This is a genomic window from Pseudomonas sp. CH61 (assembly GCF_059429415.1).
Map to the genome: position 1 here is coordinate 6,482,268 of NZ_CM182098.1, position 20,355 is coordinate 6,502,622.

General features: G+C 61.1%; 16 protein-coding genes. 5 read left to right on the forward strand and 11 right to left on the reverse strand.

The annotated features are described in order from the left end of the window. Nucleotides 1-180 precede the first annotated feature (180 nt). The gene (gene urtA, locus AC5SEM_RS29105; protein ID WP_007914554.1) at nucleotides 181-1,446 is read right to left on the reverse strand and encodes an urea ABC transporter substrate-binding protein; all 1,266 of its coding nucleotides are present in this window, start codon (nucleotides 1,444-1,446) and stop codon (nucleotides 181-183) included. A gap of 309 nt (nucleotides 1,447-1,755) precedes the next feature. Between urtA and AC5SEM_RS29110 the strand changes: the two genes are divergently transcribed. Then, complete coding sequence (locus AC5SEM_RS29110; protein WP_495471833.1) at nucleotides 1,756-6,555, forward strand: DUF4329 domain-containing protein; 4,800 nt, start codon at nucleotides 1,756-1,758, stop codon at nucleotides 6,553-6,555. Nucleotides 6,556-6,622: 67 nt separating this feature from the next. On the opposite strand, the gene AC5SEM_RS29115 is transcribed toward AC5SEM_RS29110, so the two are convergent. The 10 genes from AC5SEM_RS29115 to cbiE form a co-directional block, all read right to left on the reverse strand. Beyond that, nucleotides 6,623-7,996: a PepSY-associated TM helix domain-containing protein gene (locus AC5SEM_RS29115; protein ID WP_495471834.1), complete on the reverse strand. Its 1,374-nt coding sequence runs from the start codon at nucleotides 7,994-7,996 to the stop codon at nucleotides 6,623-6,625. A 180-nt stretch (nucleotides 7,997-8,176) separates the two neighbouring features. Then, the gene (locus tag AC5SEM_RS29120) at nucleotides 8,177-10,297 is read right to left on the reverse strand and encodes a TonB-dependent copper receptor (RefSeq protein WP_495471835.1); all 2,121 of its coding nucleotides are present in this window, start codon (nucleotides 10,295-10,297) and stop codon (nucleotides 8,177-8,179) included. Nucleotides 10,298-10,381: 84 nt separating this feature from the next. Continuing rightward, on the reverse strand, nucleotides 10,382-10,828 hold the full coding sequence (locus AC5SEM_RS29125) for a DUF2946 domain-containing protein (protein WP_495471836.1): 447 nt from the start codon (nucleotides 10,826-10,828) through the stop codon (nucleotides 10,382-10,384). Between the two features lie 21 nt (nucleotides 10,829-10,849). Beyond that, entirely contained in the window at nucleotides 10,850-11,329 is a 480-nt protein-coding gene (locus tag AC5SEM_RS29130) for a copper chaperone PCu(A)C (protein ID WP_137217653.1), read from the reverse strand. A 48-nt stretch (nucleotides 11,330-11,377) separates the two neighbouring features. After that, nucleotides 11,378-11,776, reverse strand: a complete 399-nt coding sequence (locus tag AC5SEM_RS29135) for a DUF2946 domain-containing protein (protein ID WP_116031771.1) — start codon at nucleotides 11,774-11,776, stop codon at nucleotides 11,378-11,380. 97 nt (nucleotides 11,777-11,873) lie between these two features. Continuing rightward, nucleotides 11,874-12,164, reverse strand: coding sequence for an addiction module antidote protein (locus tag AC5SEM_RS29140; protein WP_007914567.1), 291 nt, complete (start codon nucleotides 12,162-12,164; stop codon nucleotides 11,874-11,876). 3 nt (nucleotides 12,165-12,167) lie between these two features. Next, nucleotides 12,168-12,470 carry a type II toxin-antitoxin system RelE/ParE family toxin gene (locus AC5SEM_RS29145; protein WP_122606498.1) on the reverse strand — a complete coding sequence of 101 codons (303 nt, stop codon included), beginning with the start codon at nucleotides 12,468-12,470 and terminating at the stop codon, nucleotides 12,168-12,170. A gap of 159 nt (nucleotides 12,471-12,629) precedes the next feature. Next, nucleotides 12,630-13,358, reverse strand: a complete 729-nt coding sequence (locus tag AC5SEM_RS29150; RefSeq protein ID WP_495471837.1) for a cobalt-precorrin-6A reductase — start codon at nucleotides 13,356-13,358, stop codon at nucleotides 12,630-12,632. Next, nucleotides 13,355-14,452 (reverse strand): cobalt-precorrin-5B (C(1))-methyltransferase, encoded by a 1,098-nt coding sequence (locus AC5SEM_RS29155; RefSeq protein ID WP_495471838.1) that lies wholly within the window; start codon nucleotides 14,450-14,452, stop codon nucleotides 13,355-13,357. The genes AC5SEM_RS29150 and AC5SEM_RS29155 overlap by 4 nt, the downstream gene beginning before the upstream one ends. Then, the gene (gene cbiE / locus AC5SEM_RS29160) at nucleotides 14,445-15,656 is read right to left on the reverse strand and encodes a precorrin-6y C5,15-methyltransferase (decarboxylating) subunit CbiE (RefSeq protein ID WP_495471839.1); all 1,212 of its coding nucleotides are present in this window, start codon (nucleotides 15,654-15,656) and stop codon (nucleotides 14,445-14,447) included. The genes AC5SEM_RS29155 and cbiE overlap by 8 nt, the downstream gene beginning before the upstream one ends. 132 nt (nucleotides 15,657-15,788) lie before the next feature. Here cbiE and cobG point away from each other — a divergent pair, with 132 nt between their 5' ends. The 4 genes from cobG to cobJ are packed head-to-tail and all read left to right on the forward strand — an operon-like array spanning nucleotide 15,789 to nucleotide 20,134. After that, on the forward strand, nucleotides 15,789-17,084 hold the full coding sequence (gene cobG / locus AC5SEM_RS29165; RefSeq protein WP_495471840.1) for a precorrin-3B synthase: 1,296 nt from the start codon (nucleotides 15,789-15,791) through the stop codon (nucleotides 17,082-17,084). Then, complete coding sequence (locus AC5SEM_RS29170) at nucleotides 17,077-17,703, forward strand: precorrin-8X methylmutase (protein WP_077570758.1); 627 nt, start codon at nucleotides 17,077-17,079, stop codon at nucleotides 17,701-17,703. Before cobG ends, AC5SEM_RS29170 begins: the two co-directional genes overlap by 8 nt. After that, a complete protein-coding gene (locus tag AC5SEM_RS29175; RefSeq protein ID WP_495471841.1) occupies nucleotides 17,700-18,434 on the forward strand; it encodes a precorrin-2 C(20)-methyltransferase in 735 nt (244 codons plus the stop codon). Before AC5SEM_RS29170 ends, AC5SEM_RS29175 begins: the two co-directional genes overlap by 4 nt. Next, complete coding sequence (gene cobJ, locus AC5SEM_RS29180; RefSeq protein ID WP_495471842.1) at nucleotides 18,434-20,134, forward strand: precorrin-3B C(17)-methyltransferase; 1,701 nt, start codon at nucleotides 18,434-18,436, stop codon at nucleotides 20,132-20,134. Before AC5SEM_RS29175 ends, cobJ begins: the two co-directional genes overlap by 1 nt. Nucleotides 20,135-20,355 lie beyond the last annotated feature (221 nt).

Below are 20,355 nucleotides of genomic sequence, written 5' to 3' on the forward strand. Positions count from 1 at the left end.
CACTCTCTTGAAATTGAGGGGACTGACCGAGGTGTTTGGACGATGTGCTGCGACCTGCGAACTCGAGCCGAACTCAGGCTTTGAAAAGCATGAAGATCGGCTCCCTTTCCCCCTCTCCCTGAGGGAGAGGGCTGGGGTGAGGGGGGAAATCTCAAGCCCACCTCAAAAACTGAATCCGCCTCAGTTGCTCTTCACCGCATAATCCGGCTTCTTGTCGTTGCCCTGAATGAACGGACTCCACGGTTGCGCGCGGATCGGTCCTTCGGTCTGCCACACGACGTTGAACTGACCATCGGCCTGAATCTCGCCGATCATCACTGGTTTGTGCAGGTGGTGATTGGTCTTGTCCATGGTCAATGTGTAGCCCGACGGCGCGGCAAAGGTCTGCCCGGCGAGGGCTTCGCGGACTTTGTCGACGTCGGTGGACTTGGCTTTCTCGACCGCCTGCGCCCACATGTGGATGCCGACGTAAGTGGCTTCCATCGGGTCGTTGGTCACGGCTTTGTCGGCGCCCGGCAGGTTGTGTTTCTTCGCGTAGGCTTTCCAGTCAGCGACGAACTTCTTGTTCTGCGGGTTTTCAACCGACTCGAAGTAGTTCCACGCCGCGAGGTTGCCCACCAGCGGTTTGGTGTCGATACCGCGCAGTTCTTCTTCGCCGACCGAGAACGCCACAACCGGCACGTCGGTAGCCTTCAGGCCCTGGTTGGCCAGCTCTTTGTAGAACGGCACGTTGGAGTCGCCGTTGACCGTCGAGATCACCGCAGTCTTGCCACCAGCCGAGAATTTTTTGATGTTGGCGACGATGGTCTGATAGTCGCTGTGACCGAACGGCGTGTAGACCTCTTCGATGTCCTTGTCGGCCACGCCTTTGGAATGCAGGAACGAACGCAGGATCTTGTTGGTGGTGCGCGGGTAGACGTAGTCGGTGCCGAGCAGGAAGTAGCGCTTGGCGCTGCCGCCTTCTTCGCTCATCAAATATTCAACGGCGGGGATCGCTTGCTGGTTTGGCGCGGCGCCGGTGTAGAAGACATTCGGCGACATCTCTTCGCCTTCGTATTGCACCGGGTAAAACAGCAGGCCGTTGAGTTCTTCGAACACCGGCAATACCGATTTACGCGATACCGAAGTCCAGCAGCCGAACACCACGGCGACCTTGTCCTGGGTCAGCAACTGCCGACCTTTTTCGGCGAACAGCGGCCAGTTCGACGCCGGATCCACCACCACCGGCTCAAGCATCTTGCCGTTGACGCCGCCTTTGGCGTTGATCTCGTCGATGGTCATCAGCGCCATGTCTTTGAGCGACGTTTCGGAGATCGCCATGGTGCCGGACAACGAATGCAGAATCCCGACCTTGATGGTCTCGGCGGCCTGGACAGTCCAGGTCATGCCCATCGCGGCAATGGATGCCGTGAGTGTGAAAGCCTTGATCAAACTGCGACGCTTCATTGTGCGATCTCCATGAACATTTGAAGTTTTTCTGGTTGGCAGATGCGGACGACTGAAGGGTGTTTTGCAAGGGCTGTGCCCGGTCGGGAATGGGCAGGGAAATGTCGTGTTAGAGCGGTTGCGCCGCAGTAGCGCGCACCAGTAAGGCACAGAGTGCGGGTGTTGGTGCGTCGAGTTGCGCCAGATTGGGGCGCGCCTGTGTTGGCAGATGAGGATACATAAACGATAAACATGTACCACGGTCCGGCAGGCCTGCGGGACCACACTCATTCGATCGTTATCCCGATTATTTTTCGAAGGATGCTCAAGATGAATGACGTGTCAGGCCCCGCAAAACCTTCCCGCAAGTTCAGGCTGCCTACCCTGAGTCCCGCGTTCCTCACGGAGGAAGATGCAGCCTATTGGGTGCACAACCGGATTCCCCTGAAGCCGGACAGGGAATATGGCAGCGTGATTCTGCTGCGTCCGGATGGACGCTTTGTCGCCACCGTACCCATTCCGGGAGAGGTCACCCGCTTCGATTTCGGCACCATTATCGAAGTCGATGCTGCAGGGCAATACGTGCACCCTCGTGGATACAAATGTGTGGCGAATCTGCATTGCCATGCGCCTCTGTACGAGGAAGTTCGCAAAGCCAACCCACGTCAGGATGAGAGGCTGACAAGGCTGTTCATCAATTTTTTCTCCGATCTGGATTTCGTCGCGGATGTGGCAGCGAAGGACTTTTTTCGCAGTGCGTATCTGTCCGGACCCGATGGAACCTTGCTCAAATATTCGCCGAGTGGCTCGAAAGAGGAGTTCAGCTACTACCTCTGGCGCAAGGCCGGCTCGCCGACCGGTAATCCGGTGGGCGCTTATGACGTGATGAGCATCATCAACAAGGTCGCGTCCGTGGGTGAACTGAAAGTCATTGTTTCGCACGCAGACTGGGGGCATTCCGTTGGTCAAGTGCCGCCGGACTGGAAAGCCGGCCAGCCGTTTGCCAACGGCAGGGTGGCCGGGTTGCCGCTGATGACCCGCGTCTGTGTCACTGCCGAACGCGCCGTTCTCGCCGCATTGAAATCCAGAGGCGCGCAAACCTGGGGGCTGTTGCTGAAAAGAACTGCCGGCGAGGAGTATGTCGCGACCCATGGGCGGGCGGCCGGGCTGGCGTCATGGGATCCTGCAAAGATCTTTGCGGCGGATGCTCATGGTCAATTGCAGCTGCCCAAAGGTTATGAGCTGGAAGGCTTCTACTACGCGTCCCGCCCGGACCCTTCGCAGCTTCCTCCTGCGCAACCGTGGCTCTACGAGAACTTCTTCACGCCGCAGGAAATAGCCCTGGCCATTGCCTGTCATGGCCGGAGCAGAAAGCTCGCGGCGGCTCGCCGGCCTGTGTCGCTGTACATGCAGGCCAACGATGCCTCCATGTTGAAGTACAGCTTCAGCGGCAGTGAGATTGAACGTGCGCTGAGCATCGAGCATTCCAACGGCTCGATCAGCGATGCCGGGGTGCAATCCAGGCTAATGAAAGGGGCATTGCAGCCACGGGAATTTGTCTCGATGCTGATATTGGCCGGCCAGGTGGAAGTTGTGCGGGGCAGTGGGCTATGGGGACGTCTGGGCGTGCTGGACCTGGAGTGGGCGCCTTTCGCGGACTTCCCTTGGCCGTCATTGAGTCGGGCGTTTTTATCCGCCGATGACGCCGCCCGGTATGCGCATGAACAAGTCGGTATCCGACGCGATCGACAGTTCGCAGGCTACGTTTTTCAACGCCGCGACAAACGCTTTGTTGTCACCGAACCGCAGGAAGGGGACATCGATGTGCTTGGCCAAGAGCAGCTTTATCCTCGGGACAATCGAGGGCGCCCGGTTTTTCCCGATGACCATGTGTTACATGCCCGTTATGTCTCCCACGTCGCGTTGTCGCAGCTTGAACCGGTCAATATCGAGTACCTGCAATGGACGTTTGAGGAGGCGTTGCTAAGCCTGCAGATGTTGAGTGTCGAAGAGACCCGCCAGGTGTTGCTCGATAAGGTCGTTGTGTATTGCTCTGCCGCCAAGGACAGCCTGGTCAGGTTCGCACCTTACGCGACCCTGGCTGCGAAGGATCTGGCGAGACGCCTGGGAACACACTTGCACCCCGGTCCATTGGCTCTGGAACTGGCCAAGGGCAGCAAACGACCGCAAGACTTCATCAGGGAGCAGGCGACTGCCGGTGGGTTGTTCAACTTGCTGGATAACGAGTTGTGGGGCTACCGCGGACAAATAGCTCCGGACTGGAGTCTACCGGCATCCCCGGAGGCGACGACTACTGAACCGACGACGCCTTTTCCGACGCTGCCAACGCCGTCGTTGCCCCAACCAACGCTACCGCCGTTTCCCTCATCCCCTTCACTCCGGCCCATAGCGCTTTGGCCCTTGCCATGGAAGCGGCCGGCGTTCGTCATGTACGGTGCGGTCTATGCCTCAGCGGACGAAGCGGCACAGCATCTGTTTGCTCGCGACAGACGCTTGCATGATGAGAGCCGAGCCTGGTTCGGATTCATCCTCAAACACGAGGTTCGGGAAGAGTACATTGGCACTGAGATGTTTCCCGTCAGTGCTCAGGACAGCCATCTGTTTCGACTGGAGTCGGTGTTTGCGTCTCGACGGTCGGCACCCTGGCACCAGTACCCGGAAGGCTTTGAGATGTATGGGAGCTTTTATGTGCATCAGCGAACAAGAGCACCATCGAGCAGCCCCGAGGACTGGCTGGGGCAGTATTTTATATCGCCAGACCATCTGACCGCCGCGATGTACTACGGTGGTCGTCGGCCTGTCATCGCGTCGTCGCCCGCAGCGTTTTATCTCGCCGCTCGGGACGGTGCTCTGCTGAAGTACGCAAGGAATACGGCCAGCAAGTTGTTCCACGATGACACGTCCCAGACAACACTTGACCAGATCAAGCAAGACCTCGCCGCCGGAAAGTGGTTGCCGACTGACTTCGTCCATGAAGTCGCCGCCAGCGGTGAACTTTCGGTGGTGCGCACGAGCCTGTGCTGGGATCGCTCAGGGCAGGTCACGCCAACGTGGCAGCCCTTCGCGAATCTGCAGCGTCGATGGCTCGGCCCCGCGTTTCAACGCGCTGATGATGCGGCAGCATTTGCCCGATCGGTATTGCCTCGTCTCACCGACAGGATTTTCGGCGGCGTAATTGTACAAAGGCCAGACAGCCTTTATGTGGCCACGACGCCTGTCGAGGTTTCGCGGGAGGATTTCGACATCAGCGAAATCTTTCCGGATGAAGCCAAGAGCACCGGATTGTTTCCTGCTGGCTGCAGGATCACGGCGCGTTATCGATCCAGAGTCGCAAGGGCGCTGTCGGTCATTTTTTCTCGTGTCGAGAAGCAGATCTATCTGAACATGCTGTCGGTCGACACCGTGTACTCAGCCTTCACACGGCTGCCAAGAGTGGCGTGGGATGAATACCTGTTCGGCCCCGACGGTTCGTTGATCCGCTATCAACCGGGAATATGGGATCGTCTGCGAGCGGATCTGGTGGCCGTTCTGACGGATTACAAATCGGTTCCTGCCACCCTGGATGGCGACGCGATAAAACAGCGCATACGTAGCGCGAAACTGAAACCGAGTGAATGGGTCGACGCTCTGGCTAAGGCGGGTTACTTGCAGGTTGTCATCGGCAGTGACCTCTGGGGTTTGCCGCGCCAGGTGAGTCGCTGGAGTTCTTACTCCGCGGATCTGCAATCCGTAATGGATTACACCAGAGCGACAAGCGCCCCGTTGTGCAGTCCGGTATTTATCCAGGCCGATGCTGCCGCCCGGTATGTTCATGAAGTGTTGGTGAGCAGGGACACGCAGACTTTCGGATTCATACTGCGCTCTCGGGACGGCTTGTTCCTCGCCAGCCTGCCCGTTGAAGTGCAACGTTCTGAGTTGGCTGTGGATCGGGTGTTCGCTCAGGCACAACTGCTTTCAGGGTATGCGCAGGACTCGATATATCTGCGTGCAGCGCTGCCGCCACTCGACGCACGGCCCGATGACTTGCGCCATTTCCTCTTGACTCCTAACGATGTCCAGCAAGCCTGCCGACGGGCCAGTACGCCGCAGGGGTACAAACCGATCTACATTTCCTGTGCCGATGGCGCGTTGTTGAAACTGCAACTGCATGCATTTGAGCCGGGTGTGTTCTACGACAAGTTCGGGCAAGTTGAATTGCGCCCCAATGCTTTTGTATCGCGCGAACAGGCAGCGATTGATGAACGTGACATTGCCAAGGGCAGATTCAGATTTACAGACTACGTGCACCGGATGGCCAGGGCCGGCCGGCTCGACGTCATTGAAACCAGTGATTACTGGTCGCGGCATGGTCAAGTGGATGAGCACTGGCAAGCGCGTATGGCCGATGCTTCGAGCGAGCAACGCTGGCGAGATAACCCGGTGCCGGCGCTGGGACCGGTTTTTCATCACCCCGACGATGCCGCCCGCTATGCGCAACAACGCACGGACGATATCGCTCACAGCGAAACCGGTTACGAAGGCGCGATTCTGTCGCGCTCGACGAGCAGTCGCTTCGTCCCGCTCGAGCCAATAGCCTGGTCAGCCTATGCAGAGGATCCCGTCCTGCGGATATTCCGCTCGCCGAGCGATCCCGCGATCAGTTGGCGCACTCCGGCGGCGCGCTACCCCAAGGGCTACACACCCGTGGCCAGTCACCAGTTCCATCTTTCGGGCAATACCACGCTCGCACCGGACACGGATGATGTCAGAGCAAATTTCGCTGCGCCTGCGCGAGTGCATGCGCACACACATGAACTCAAGAGCCAGGGCTTCGATATTCAGGATTATTACTACTCAACGCCTGACCGGGTGTTGATCAAGTACACGCCCGTTTACTCGCAAGCCGAGAGGGATTTGTTGCTGACCCGACCGGTGGATTTCGAAGCCGGGCGTTGGGTCAGCCGGCTAAGCCCTGGCGAATTCGTTTCGCAGCTCATGGAACTGGGCGAATTCAGAGTGCTGGTCGCGGGGCATTACTGGCGTCAGACCGGTCGCATGGGCGCCGGCTGGAGAGTGCGCCGCCAGCAGCCTGCAACCGAGGGTGGGGCACGAGTCAGGGACGAGTTGTAACGCTCGATTTAGCGGCGACATAACAGGAGTGTGCCGCCGTCGGCGGCCACTCCACACAGAGTCTCACTTACGTCGAGGCAGATTCAGGCTGCCGGCCAAAGCGCGACAGCAGCACTCGATCCAGCAACCACACCACCACCAACGACGCCCCCACCAATGGGAACACCACCGCCAGTGCGAGCATGATCACCACGCCGGTTTTCCATTTCGGCAAGTCATGACGCAGCGGTGGCACGCCGAATTTGCCCTGTGGCCGACGCTTCCACCAGATCACCACACCGCTGACGGCGCTGAGCAGAATCATCAGGCAGATCAGCAGCACAACGATCTGATTGAAGGTGCCGAACATCTTGCCTTCGTGAAGCATCACGCCGATTTCCGTGGCGCGGGCGACGCTGCCGTATTGTTCGAAACGCACGTCGGCGAGGACCTTGCCGGTGTACTGATCGACATGCAGGGTGGCGTCATTGCGTGGGTCATCGGCGAACACGGCAATGGTGAACACGCCGGTGGCGGTGGTCGGCAGGGTGATGCTGTAACCCGGCTCGACCTTGCGCTGGGAGGCGATGTTCTGCACGTCTTGCAGGCTGATGGCGGGTGCTGCGGGGCCAGCATTGGTGGCGCCGTGGTTCATGTGTTCGGCGTGGTCGCCGGACATCGGCATCGGCGTGTTTTCCATCGCCCATGGCACGGTCTGGCGGGTGGCGGTGTTCAGGCTGCGCGCCTCGACGTCGGAGGTCGGCACGTTGTCCCACATCGCCGCCGGGAACACGTTCCACACCTGGGCGTATTGCTTGCCCCAGAAACCGGTCCAGCTCATGCCGCTGAGCAACATCACCAGCAACAGTGTCGCGCCCCAGAACCCGGTGACCGCGTGCAGATCACGCCACAGCACGCGGCCGCGACTGTTCAGCCGAGGCCACAAAATGCCCGCTGCCTGACCGCGCGGCCACCACAGGAACAGGCCGGACACCACCAGCACCACGCCCCAACCGGCGGCCATTTCGATAAGGCGATCACCGACGGTGCCGATCATCAATTCGCCGTGGATCGCGCGGGCGATGGCTTGCAGATTCTGCTTGGCATCCTGCTCGCCGAGGATGTCGCCGTGGTACGGATCGACAAATACGTTGAGTTCGTGGCCGGCGTTTTTCACCACAAACTGTGCGCTGCGTTCGGCATTCACCGGCGGCAGGTACTGGGTGACCTGGCCTTGCGGGTAAGCGCTTTTTACCCGTTGCAGCAGGTCATCGGCCGGCACCGTGTGATGGCCGGCCGGGACATTGAGCAGGCTGTTGTACATCAGTGAATCGAGTTGCGGTTTGAACAGGTAAATGATGCCGGTCAGGGCCAGCATCACCATGAACGGGGCGACGAACAGGCCTGCGTAAAAATGCCAACGCCAGGCCAGGTTGTAGAAATTCGGTTTGGGCTGTTTCATCACGTGTGCTCCGCTTGGCTTGGATCTTCTAGTTGTTTTGCAACCCTGTGGGAGCGACGGTGCGACGATTCGACCTGCTCGCGAAGGCGTCGTGCCAGACGACATCAACGTTGGATGTGCCGTCCCCTTCGCGAGCAGGTCGAATCGTCGCACCGTCGCTCCCACATGGGTGGGTGATTGTTAGAAACTCATGTCGACCTTGGTCCAGAGCGTGCGCCCCGGTTCATTGATCGCTTGCGGGTCGTTGGCCGGGTAGCCGAATCCGGCGTTGCCCGCCAGGTTCAGGTGTTCGGCGTAAGCCTTGCCGAACAGGTTGTCGACGCCGCTGCTGACCTTCCAGTTCTTGTTGATCCGGTAGGCACCGTTAAGCGAGAACACGCCGAAGCCCGAACTCTTGTCGTAATCCTTGCCGACCACGTTGCCCTTGTTCTGGTCGATACGGTTTTGCGCGGCAACTACTCTCCACAGTGCCCCGGCGCTCCAGTTGTCTTCGCTATAGGTCAGACCGAAACGTGCATCCAGTGGCGGCATCTGCGGCAGTGCCGAACCGTCGCTGCTGTTCTTGCCCCAGGCGTAGGCCAGGGTCGCATCGGCTTTCCAGTGGTCGGTGAGTCTGTACGCGGCACCGAGTTCACCGCCCATGATTCGCGCGTCGATGTTCTCGGCGCGCGAGGTGCTCATGCCCATCATTCCGGGCGTGTAGTCGAAGAGGATGTAGTCGCGGACCACGCCAATATATCCCGAGGCCCAGGCTTCGAGGTCGGCGCTCTTGTAGTTCACGCCAAAGTCGAACTGGGTGGTCTTTTCCGGTTTGATCGAATCGAACGCGTTGACCGATCCTGCCGGGCCGGACTTGGGCGAAAACAGCTCCCAGTAATCCGGGAAACGCTGCGCATGACCGAGGCCTGCATAGAGCGTGGTCGGGCTGTCAGCGAGGTCATGCTCGTAGCGGATGAAACCGCTCGGCAGGGTGTCGGCGCGGGTGTCGTCGGCGGTCGGGTTCGGGCGAGTCATCATTCCCGAGCCGGTGGTTTGCCGGTAATCCTTGGCCGAAGTGCGGTCGACGCGGGCGCCAGTGATCAGGCGATCACGGTCGGCGGCGTACCAGGTCATTTCGCTGAACACGCCGTAGTTATGGAAATCGGCGTCCTTGCTGTACGGCTGATCCTTGTAGGTGTCGATGCCCATGCCGCTGCGCTGACGGTGTTCGTTGGTTTGTGCGTCGAGGCCGGTGATCAGTTGAATATCAGCCCAGCGCCAAGTGGCCTTGATCCTTGCGCCGAGGGTGCGGCGGTCGACGTTGGAGGCCATGGGCCCGGCCATCATCCCGGTGCCGGACGGCGTGCGCAGGGTGTAGTTGTCCATCACGTGGTCGGCGTAGTTGTAGTAGACCTGCGCTTCGAGTTTCTCCAGCACGTCGGTGATGTTGGATTTTTCGAAACGCAGGCCGAGGCTTTCGCGCAGGAACTGCGAGCCGTCCATGCCGCGTCCGGCGTAGCGTGCTTCACCATCGCCCTTGCCGGCGGTGAGTTCGATCAGGGTGTCGGCGTCCGGGGTCCAGCCCACCGCGATGTCACCGTTCCACTTGTCGTAGCGTGAGGCGACGATGTCGTTGTTGCCGTCGCGGTAATCGTCGGAATGCGCGGTGTTGCCGATTACTCGCACGTAGCCCAACGGCCCGCCGGCAGCGGCATCGACGACTTTGTCGAAGCGTCCGTGGGAGCCGGCGAGAATGCTCGCGTTCACGCGGGTGCCGAGTTCGCCGAAGCTTTCCGGCTCACGATCAAACAGCACCGTGCCCGCGGATGCGCCCGGACCCCATAGCACGGTTTGCGGGCCTTTGATCACGGTGAGTTTGTCGTAGGTCTCCGGTGAGATATACGAGGTTGGTGCGTCCATCCGGCCGGGGCAGGCGCCGAGCATCATGCTGCCGTTGGTGAGGATGTTCAGGCGTGAACCGAACATGCCGCGTAGCACCGGATCACCGTTGGTGCCGCCATTGCGTACCAGTGCGAAGCCGGGAATGGTTTTCAGATAATCGCCGCCGTCACTGGCCGGCACCGGTTGGCGCGGATCCTTGGGGTTGGTGACGATGGTCAGCGGCGAACTCGGGGCGATCGCGGTAATCACCGTCGGGCTGAGTTCTTCGTTGTGGCCGGCGTGATCATCGGCCAATACCAGCGGAGACAGCAGAACGCCGCAAAGGACGGCGGTAGCGTGCCTGAAACGAATCCGCGATTCGTTCAAAGCGAAGGACGCCGGGGCAGTGCCCGAGCGTGGAACAGCAGTAAACCTGGACATGACAATTTCCATCAAACAGTCGTAAACGACACAGCCGGCAGCCTGAAGCTGTCTTCTCAACCGTGTGCAATCAAAGGTGCGTGTTTACGCTGCGACGGGCGGGGCGCGGCTGCGCGCGCCGGGAAAAAAGGTCTGCCGGGCATGACCCAGGCGTGGGGCGGGTGGGGTGAAGGTGTTCAGCGGCGGGATATTGAAAGCGACGAAATCGCCGCCACCGGTCAGTGCCGGGCAATTGAACAGCAGGCTGCAATAACCGCATTTTTCCCACAGTACGTGGTGCGAGGATTGCGGCGGGCAGTGTTCTGCCGTCGGTTGTGCATCATGGCCGCTGTGATCCATGCCCGGCATGTCCATCGACATGTCCATGCTCATCGGCATCGATGTCGAGGCGTGTTGATCCATCGGCATCGACTGAGAAATCAGTGGGCCGATGAAGATCATCAACATGGCGAACAGGGCGATCCAGCTGCCGCGAGTCAGGTGTTCAGTCTGACGGCGTTGCCGGGAGGGCCTGGCGCTCAGCGGGCACAAGGGCGGAGTCTGCCGGAAGGCTTACTGGGCGTGCGCGTGGGCCTGCGTGGTTTCCGGCGGCTTCTTCTGCACCGAGACGTCGACGGTGACGTCACCAGCCTTCTCGAAATGCAGTGTCAGCGGGAAGCGCTTGCCGTCGCTGAGCAGGCTGCGATCGCTCGGGTTGAGCAGCATCACGTGATAGGCCATCGGCGCAAACGTCACGTTGCCGCCGGCCGGAATGGCCACGCTCGGCACTTGCTGCATCTTCATCAGATCGCCCTGCATGACGTGTTCGTGCAGTTGCGCTTCGGGGGCGATGGGCGAATCGACGCTGAGCAAACGATCGTCAGTCTTGCCAGCGTTGTGAATGATGAAATAGGCGGCGACCGTCGGTGCATTCGGCGGCAGTTCCTGCGACCACGGGTGGGCGATCTCAAGTTCGCCCGCCTTGTATTCGTGGGCATGGGCAAAGCACGCCGGCAACAGCAGCGCAGCGATTACGATGAGTTTGTTCAACATGGCAGTTCTCCAGAACGATTTGAAACGCAGGTCAATTGCGCGAACAAATCAAACCAGAGGGGATGCACGGGGATTGAGACTCGGCCATTGCTGACGCGGCGTCGGTGTTTGCAGCAAGGCGGGCGCCACGCTGCGATTACTTTCGTAACGGGCGAAATACAGCTGCGGCGAATGCCCCGGCAGCGCCACCAATGGCGCAGAGCCTGAGCAGCACCAGCAATGCTGCATGTTCGTATGAGTGTCGTTGCTCGGGGCTTTCTGATCGATGGGGCCGATGTTGATCGCCACCATCTTGGTCCCGCTGCCGGTGCAGAAACTGCTCCAGAGCAATTGCTCGGCCGGTGAATTGGCCGCCTGCGCCATCGCCCCGGTCATCGGCATGGCGAGCATGTTGAACAGCACTGCAAAGCAGGCGATCCAGGCAATTGCTAGCCGGTGTCGGTTCATGGGACAGATCCATTGGGTGGGCGATCAGGCGCGGCTATTTAGCCTGATCAAGGCCGATAAGTAAAAAAGCGTCGTGCGGTTTGGTGTCGCAGCGCGTTCACAGTGTTACGGCATGCAATCGCAAACCCAGAGCCTTCATGACTTTCATGATAGTTGCGAATTCGGGATTGCCAGTGCTACTCAGCGCTTTATAAAGACTTTCGCGGCCCAAACCTGCATCCCGCGCCACTTGTGTCATGCCTTGAGCCCGGGCGATGTCATTGAGCGCTGCACGGATAAGGACGCCGTCGCCTTCATCGTCGTCAAAACAGGCATCCAGATACGCCGCCATGTCCTCGGGAGTTTTGAGGTACTCGGCGGCGTCAAAACGGGCGAATTCTTCGGTCATGATTTACTCCTCATTTCCGATGTTATGAGCCATCTGCACGGCGCGTTTGATATCTCTTTTTTGTGTCGATTTGTCGCCCCCGATCAGCAGCAGATAAATCACTTCGCCTTTGCGTGTGAAGTACATCCTGTAACCGGGGCCGTAATGAACACGCATTTCATAAACAGTGTCACCGACGAACCCGCAATCACCGAAGTTCCCATTTTCGGCTGTTTTAATTCTGGAGATGATTCGGCCTTTCCCTTTGATGTCTTTCAAGGAGTCGAGCCATTCGGAAAATATGCGGGATCGTTCAAAAGCGATCATGTCGGGATCGTATTCCTTGGGATACAAGCTGGCAAGCCGCTTTTCTTGGCTGTCTGCTTGTCGGGATTAAAGGAACCGAAGTATTGGGGTGAGGATGTAGTGAAAAACAGTCGGCTGCGTCCTCAAAAATTGCAGGTAAATTCGCAAATAAATTCGAAGTCAGGAAAAGTCTGACGTCGTGAGGGCTTCAAGGACTTCAGACGCTGATCGAAATTCCCTATCAACTTCTGGCAACCCCGGTCGCTTCAACACAACCACCGGCACCCCACGCTCGCGCGCCACTTCCAGCTTCGGCTCGGTGGCGGTGCTGCCGCTGTTCTTGCTGATCAACACATCGATCTGCCGCCGCTCGAACAGTGCGCGCTCATCCCCAAGCAGAAACGGCCCACGCGCACCGATCACTTCGCAGCGTTCATTGCCCGGGTAAACGTCGAGGGCGCGCAGAGTCCAGAACTGGTCCTGAGGGATTTCATTGAGGTGCTGCAGCGGTTCGCGGCCAAGAGTGAACAAGGGGCGACGGAATGGTTTGAGCGCAGTGATCAACTCGGCCCAGTCGCTGACTTCGCCCCAGTCATCACCGGGCTGCGGCTGCCAGGCCGGACGGCGCAGGGCCCAGCAGGGGATGCCGGTCAGTCGCGCAGCGGTCGCGGCGTTCTGGCTGATTTGCGCGGCATACGGATGCGTGGCATCCAGCAGCAGGTCGATGCCTTCGTCACGAATGAACTGCGCCAGTCCTTCAGCACCACCGTAACCACCGACGCGCACCTGACAGGTCAGATCCGTCGGTACCCGGCCAACGCCAGCAAGGCTATAGATATGTTCTGGCCCCAGCGTGCGGGCAATCGCCAGCGCTTCCGTGACGCCGCCGAGCAACAAGATCCGCTTCATGCAAAACCTCCGGCGTGCCCGACAATCCCGCCCTGACGATCAATCGCAAACACCTCGACCTGCACCTGCGCGGGCACCACGCTGCGGGCGAAATTCAACGCATGGCGACAGACTTCATCACCGAGGGCGATCCCTGCTGCACTGGACATGGCCAGCGCCTGCTGACTGGTATTGGCTTCACGAATGCCTTGCTGCAAAGCCTCATCGGCGCCAATCGCCGCCGCCCACTCCGCCAGTTGCGGCAGGTCGATACTCGAATGCCGCGAATGCAGATCCATGTGCCCGGCGGCCAGTTTGCTGATCTTGCCGAAGCCGCCGCACAGGCTGAGTTTATCCACAGGCACTTTGCGCAGATGCTTGAGCACCGCACCGACGAAGTCGCCCATTTCGATCAGGGCGATCTCCGGCAGGTTGTAGACCCGGCGCATGGTGTCTTCACTGGCGTTGCCGGTGCAGGCGGCGATGTGCAGATAGCCGTTGGTCTTGGCGACGTCGATACCCTGATGAATCGAAGCGATGTATGCCGCGCAGGAGAACGGCCGGACGATGCCGCTGGTGCCGAGGATCGACAGCCCGCCAAGAATGCCCAGTCGCGGATTCATGGTTTTCAGCGCCAGCGCTTCGCCGCCCTCGACGTTGACGGTGACGTCGAAGCCGCCGCCGTAACCGGTCTCGGCGGCGAGCAGCGTCAGGTGATCGCTGATCATTTTGCGTGGCACCGGGTTGATCGCCGGTTCGCCGACACCCAGCACCAGTCCCGGCCGAGTCACGGTGCCCACGCCCGTACCGGCATTGAAACGAATGCCCGGCTCACTCAAAAGCCGTACCCGCGAATAGAGCAGCGCACCGTGGGTCACGTCCGGGTCGTCGCCGGCATCCTTGATCGTTCCGGCCTCGGCGCCGTCATCGGTCAAACGACAGAACTCCAGACGCATCTGCACCTGTTTGCCTTTGGGCAACACGATCTGCACGGCATCGGCCGACAGCCCGCCGAGCAACAGACGCGCGGCGGCAAGGCTGGTGGCGGTGGCGCAGCTGCCAGTGGTCAGGCCGCTACGCAGCGGCGCAGGTTGTTCGGCGGTTTCGTCACGCATCGAGGGGTTTGACCAGATCGAGCAGGGTGATCGGCAACGCCTGACGCCAGGTGTCGAACTCGCCAAGTGGCTGCGCTTGGGCGACATGGATGCGCGTCAGTTCGCCGCCGAAGCGCTCGCGCCAGTTCATCAGCGCCACTTCGCTTTGCAGCGTCACCGCGTTGGCGACCAGACGGCCACCGGGCTTCAGCTGTTCCCAACAGGTTTCGAAGACGCCCTCACGGGTGACGCCGCCGCCGATGAAAATCGCGTCCGGGCGCTCCAGTCCGGCCAATGCCTGCGGCGCCTTGCCGCGAATCAATTGCAGGCCAGGCACACCCAGCGCATCGCGGTTGTGTTCGATCAATTGCTGACGGCCGTCATCGGCCTCGATGGCCAAGGCGCGGCAGCTCGGGTGCGCGCGCATCCACTCGATACCGATCGAACCGCTGCCGGCGCCGACATCCCAGAGCAGTTCGCCGGGGGTCGGGGCAAGGCGGGCGAGGGTGATGGCGCGTACGTCGCGCTTGGTCAACTGGCCGTCATGCCGGAAGGCCGAGTCGGGCAGCCCGGCCAGACGTGACAGGCGCGGGGCCTGTGTGTCGGCCAGACATTCGACGGCGATGACATTGAGGTCGGCTATCGGCGCGTTGTCCCAAGCGTTGGCGGTGCTGTCGATGCGCCGCTCGGCGTCACCGCCGAGATGCTCGAGAACGGTAAAACGACTCGAGCCAAAGCCGCGCTCGCGGAGCAATTGCGCAACCGCCGCCGGGCTCTGACCGTCGTTGCTCAGCAACAACAACCGCACGCCGCTGAATAATTGGGCATTGAGCGCCGCCAGCGGTCGGGCCACCAGTGACAGCGTCACCACCTCCTGCAGCGGCCAACCGAGGCGGGCGGCGGCCAGTGAACAGGACGACGGCGCTGGCAGGATCAGCATCTCGTCGCTCGGCACCTGGCGGGCGAGACTGGCACCGACGCCGTAGAACATCGGGTCACCACTGGCCAATACGCAGACCGCTTCGCCACGCTGTTCGAGCACAGGCGCGAGGGAAAACGGACTCGGCCACAACTGCCGTTCACCGCGAATGCACACCGGCAACAAATCCAGTTGACGCTGGCCACCGATGATCCGCGAAGCGCCCAGCAGGGCACGCCGGGCGTTTTTGCCCAGGCCCTTGAAGCCGTCTTCACCGATTCCCACTACCGTCAGCCAGGGTGACATCTATATTCCTCTAAACACGCCGTTCCGACGGGCAGTCTTTTCATGCCAGTGGACAAAGCAGGCATAATACCGCGCCTTCGCCCGCGAAGCGCCTTTCCCACGCAGCCGGTCAGCCCCTTGAACGAACGTCCGATGTTTACTGCCTTACGCCCCTCGGCCTGCCCGGGGTTGCTGCGTATCGTCCAGGCACTGGACGGCGGTATCTGCCGGATCAAGCTCAATGGCGGCTCGATCAGTGCCGATCAGGCCGACGCGGTGGCCGATGCCGCCGAACAGTTCGGCGCGGCGATCGAGGCGACCAACCGCGCCAATCTGCAGATTCGCGGGATCGGTGAGCAATCTGCGGCACTGATCGAGCGCTTGCTCGCCGCCGGTCTCGGCCCGCGCACGGCGGCCGCTGACGATGTGCGCAACCTGATGCTCAGCCCCGCTGCCGGGATCGATCGGCAGATGCAGTTCGACACGCGCGACCTCGCCGGGCAGATCCTCGACACTTTGCAAAGCCATCCACGCTTCCACGAGCTGAGTGCCAAGTTCGCCGTGCAACTCGATGGCGGTGAAGCGCTGGCGATGCTCGAACATTCTCATGACCTGTGGTTGTCGGCGTTCGAGCGTGACGGTGAAACCTTGCTGGCGTTCGGTCTGGCCGGATGCCCGACGGATCGCGCGATCGGCGCGGTGGCGCTGGAACATGGCCATGCGCTGGTGGTGGCAGTGCTGGAGCTGTTCCTGGCGTTGGCACGTCCCGAGCAGACGCGCATGCGCCATTTACTCGAGGAATGGCCGATGTTGGCAATTCTCGAACAACTGAGAACGTGTCTGCCGATCAAGGCAATCAGCCATTGGCAGCGCACGGCCGTGGCGGACGATCTGCACATCGGCGTTCATCCACAGAATACGGCGGGTCAGGTGTACATCGGTGCGGTGCCGGCGCTGGGCCGTCTCGATCCGGCAATGCTGCGCGGGGCTGCGCAACTGGCCCGCCAGTTCGGCAATGGCAGCCTGCGTTTCACACCTTGGCAAAGCCTGCTGCTGCCGGATGTCAAAGCAAGCGATGCGGCTCAAGTGCTGGAGGGACTTGAGCAACTGAGCCTGCTGACTTGCGCTGCCGAACCCCTTGCACGCCTGATCGCCTGCACCGGCTCCAATGGCTGCGGCAAAGGCCTGGCCGACACCAAGCAGGACGCGCGTTATCTGGCGACGTTGCTGCCCTCGGCCCTCAACGTACACCTCAGCGGCTGCACGCGCTCTTGCGCCGCCGCCCACTGTGCCCCGGTGACGTTGCTGGCCGTCAGTCCCGGTCATTACGACCTCTATTTTCGCGATGCAACGCTGCCGGGTTTCGGCGCGCTGCACGCTCGCAACCTTACTATTGAAGCGGCCGCGACCCTGCTCGACGCCCGCTCTCGGAGCCCCATTGATGCTTGATTACATCCGCGATGGTCAGGAGATTTATCGCAACTCCTTCGCGATCATTCGCAGCGAGGCCAATCTGGCGCGCATCCCGGCCGATCTGGAAAAACTCGCGGTGCGGGTGATTCACGCCTGCGGCATGGTCGAGGCGATCGATGGTCTGCAATTCTCCGAAGGCGCGGGCAAGGCCGGGCGCGACGCGCTGGCCGCCGGTGCACCGATCCTCTGCGATGCGCGGATGGTCTCCGAAGGGGTGACCCGTGCGCGCCTGCCGGCCAACAATGAAGTGATCTGCACCTTGCGTGATGAGAGCGTGCCGGATCTGGCGCGTGAACTGGGCAATACCCGTTCCGCCGCCGCACTGGAGCTGTGGCGTCCGCATCTGCAAGGCAGCGTGGTGGTGATCGGCAACGCGCCGACCGCACTGTTCTATCTGCTGGAAATGCTTGATGCCGGCGCCCCGAAACCGGCGCTGATTCTGGGCTTCCCGGTCGGCTTCGTCGGCGCCGCCGAATCGAAAGCCGCCCTGGCCGCCGACAGCCGTGGCGTGCCGTTCGTGATCATGCAAGGCCGCCTCGGTGGCAGCGCCATGGCCGCCGCCGCCGTCAATGCCCTCGCCACGGAGATCGAATGATGCAGGCCAAAGGACGTTTGCTTGGCCTGGGCGTCGGCCCGGGTGATCCGGAACTGATTACTGTCAAAGCCCTGCGCCTGCTACGTGAGTCGCCGGTGGTGGCGTACTTCGTCGCCAAGGGCAAAAAGGGCAACGCCTTCGGCATCATCGAGGCGCACCTGCAAGAAGCGCAGAACCTGCTGCCGCTGGTCTACCCGGTGACCACCGAAGCACTGCCGCCGCCACTTTCCTATGAGCAAGTCATCAGCGACTTCTACGACGAAGCTGCCGAGACGGTCGCCGCGCATCTGGACGCCGGTCGCGATGTCGCGGTGATCTGTGAAGGTGATCCGTTCTTCTACGGTTCCTACATGTACCTGCACGATCGCCTCGCCAGCCGTTACGAAGCCCAAGTGGTGCCGGGCGTGTGCTCGATGCTGGGCGGCGCTTCGGTACTGGGCGCGCCGCTGGTGTATCGCAATCAGAGTCTGTCGGTGCTATCGGGCGTGTTGCCCCATGAAGAATTGAAACGCCGACTGGCCGACGCCGACGCGGCGGTGATCATGAAGCTGGGGCGCAACTTCCCGAAAGTGCGTCAGGTGCTGGAAGAACTCGGTCTGGCCGAGCGCGCGCTGTACGTCGAGCGCGCGACCATGGCCAATCAGAAGATTGTGCCGATGGATCAGGTCGAGCCGATGTCGTCGCCGTACTTCTCGCTGATCATCGTGCCGGGCGAACGGTGGCAAGGCTGATGACTCAATCCATCCCCGCCATCGTCATTCTCGGTCAGGGCAGCCTGGCCACCGCGCGGCGCATTCAGCAGGTCTATCCGGCGGCGCAGATCCACGGCCTCGCCGGGCGCGTCGAAGGCGCCGATTGCACCTATCAGGAATTCGGCGTGACCCTGCGCGCGCTGTATCAGCAGGACACGCCGATCATCGCACTGTGCGCCGCTGGCATCGTCATCCGCACGCTGGCGCCGCTGTTGCTGGAGAAGGGCGCCGAACCTGCGGTACTCGCCGTGGCCGAAGACGGCAGCGCCGTGGTGCCGTTGTTGGGCGGCCTCGGCGGGGTCAATGTCATGGCGCGAGACATCGCTGCCGGGCTGCAAGTCGCCGCAGCCATCACCACCAGTGGCGAGTTGCGTTTTGGTACGTGCCTGCTCAATCCTCCGAGCGGTTACGCACTGGGTGATCTGGAACTGGGCAAGCGTTTCGTCTCCGATCTGTTGGCCGGTCACAACGTGCGCATCGAAGGCGCGGCACCGTGGCTGGATCAGGCGCAGTTGCCGGAAGATCCGCAGGCGCAGCGTTCGATTCATGTCGGCAGTGCCGCGCGTGAGGCGAGTGCCAGTGAATTAATGATCTATCCACGCAGCGTGGCGGTGGCGGTGAGTGCTGAAACGGCGGACCTGGCGGATGCCGTTCGCAGCGCGTTGCAGCAGGCGAAGATCGCCGTGCAGTCGCTGGCCTGTCTGCTGGCCAGCGAGACACAAATGGCTTCGCCACTTTTGCGTGAAGCGGCGCTTGAGCTGGGTGTGCCGCTGCGCTTTGTCGCGGCACAAAGCAACCTCGAAACCCTGGCGCGTTTCGCAGTGCCAGCGGCAACGGTCCTGAACGGCCACGGCATGGCAATCGCAGTCGCCGAGCAGCCTTTGGAGGTTTCCAGCATTGGCCGGCCACGCGGTCGTCTCGCCGTGATCGGCCTCGGCCCCGGCGCTGCCGAGCTGATGGTGCCGGCGGTAAAAGCCGAACTGGCTCGCGCGACCGATGTGCTCGGTTACGAAACCTACGTGCGCATGGCCGGGCCGTTTCGCGCCGATCAAGTGCAGCACTGCACCGACAACCGTGAAGAAATGCAACGCGCCCGTCACGCCTTCAGGCTGGCGGCCGAGGGGCGCTCGGTGATTGTCGTGTCCTCGGGCGATCCGGGTGTGTTCGCCATGGCGGCGGCGGTGCTCGAAGCGTTGCACGAGTCGGCCGATCCGGCGTGGCACAGCGTCGATCTGGAAATCCTGCCGGGCGTTTCCGCTTCGCTGGCCACCGCCGCGCAAGCCGGCGCACCGCTGGGCCATGACTTCTGCGTGATGTCGCTGTCGGACAACCTGAAGCCCTGGTCGATCATCGAAAAGCGTCTGGATCTGGCCGCTGAAGCGGATCTGGCCTTGGCGTTCTACAACCCGATCTCCCGCGCGCGGCCATGGCAACTGGGCCGGGCGCTGGAGATTGTCGCGCAGCATCGCACGCCGCAAACACCGGTGGTGTTGGGCCGCGACATCGGTCGTCCCGGCCAGACTCTACGCACCACGACACTGGGCGCGTTGACCCCGGAGCAAGTGGACATGCGCACCATGGTGCTGATTGGTTCTTCCACCACCTGCACGTTTGCGCGTGCCAGCGGTGGTGATTGGGTTTACACGCCGCGCTGGTACGGTGAAAAGCCGCTTTCCTGAGTACCGAGCCGAGGCAAGTTGTAAATAAGTTGCCTCGGCGAGATATCAAGTCGAACTTGATTGTCGGCCGATTAGGTTTAAAACAGGGCGGCGCATCCGTTGGGCGCGCCGCTTCGTTTGTTTATCGAACGACTCGTCATATGCCTGTTTATTACCGAATCATGCGCGGAATCAACTTGTCTGTTGTTTGATGTTTCTTGGGAAACTATTTGAATTTTGTG

What these genes read in the sequence shown, in the direction of transcription:
- urtA (WP_007914554.1), bottom strand. Translation starts at nt 1,446, where the DNA reads ATGAAGCGTCGCAGTTTGATCAAGGCTTTCACACTCACGGCATCCATT.
- AC5SEM_RS29110 (WP_495471833.1), top strand. Translation starts at nt 1,756, where the DNA reads ATGAATGACGTGTCAGGCCCCGCAAAACCTTCCCGCAAGTTCAGGCTG.
- AC5SEM_RS29115 (WP_495471834.1), bottom strand. Translation starts at nt 7,996, where the DNA reads ATGAAACAGCCCAAACCGAATTTCTACAACCTGGCCTGGCGTTGGCAT.
- AC5SEM_RS29120 (WP_495471835.1), bottom strand. Translation starts at nt 10,297, where the DNA reads ATGTCCAGGTTTACTGCTGTTCCACGCTCGGGCACTGCCCCGGCGTCC.
- AC5SEM_RS29130 (WP_137217653.1), bottom strand. Translation starts at nt 11,329, where the DNA reads ATGTTGAACAAACTCATCGTAATCGCTGCGCTGCTGTTGCCGGCGTGC.
- AC5SEM_RS29135 (WP_116031771.1), bottom strand. Translation starts at nt 11,776, where the DNA reads ATGAACCGACACCGGCTAGCAATTGCCTGGATCGCCTGCTTTGCAGTG.
- AC5SEM_RS29140 (WP_007914567.1), bottom strand. Translation starts at nt 12,164, where the DNA reads ATGACCGAAGAATTCGCCCGTTTTGACGCCGCCGAGTACCTCAAAACT.
- AC5SEM_RS29145 (WP_122606498.1), bottom strand. Translation starts at nt 12,470, where the DNA reads ATGATCGCTTTTGAACGATCCCGCATATTTTCCGAATGGCTCGACTCC.
- AC5SEM_RS29150 (WP_495471837.1), bottom strand. Translation starts at nt 13,358, where the DNA reads ATGAAGCGGATCTTGTTGCTCGGCGGCGTCACGGAAGCGCTGGCGATT.
- AC5SEM_RS29155 (WP_495471838.1), bottom strand. Translation starts at nt 14,452, where the DNA reads ATGCGTGACGAAACCGCCGAACAACCTGCGCCGCTGCGTAGCGGCCTG.
- cbiE (WP_495471839.1), bottom strand. Translation starts at nt 15,656, where the DNA reads ATGTCACCCTGGCTGACGGTAGTGGGAATCGGTGAAGACGGCTTCAAG.
- cobG (WP_495471840.1), top strand. Translation starts at nt 15,789, where the DNA reads ATGTTTACTGCCTTACGCCCCTCGGCCTGCCCGGGGTTGCTGCGTATC.
- AC5SEM_RS29170 (WP_077570758.1), top strand. Translation starts at nt 17,077, where the DNA reads ATGCTTGATTACATCCGCGATGGTCAGGAGATTTATCGCAACTCCTTC.
- AC5SEM_RS29175 (WP_495471841.1), top strand. Translation starts at nt 17,700, where the DNA reads ATGATGCAGGCCAAAGGACGTTTGCTTGGCCTGGGCGTCGGCCCGGGT.
- cobJ (WP_495471842.1), top strand. Translation starts at nt 18,434, where the DNA reads ATGACTCAATCCATCCCCGCCATCGTCATTCTCGGTCAGGGCAGCCTG.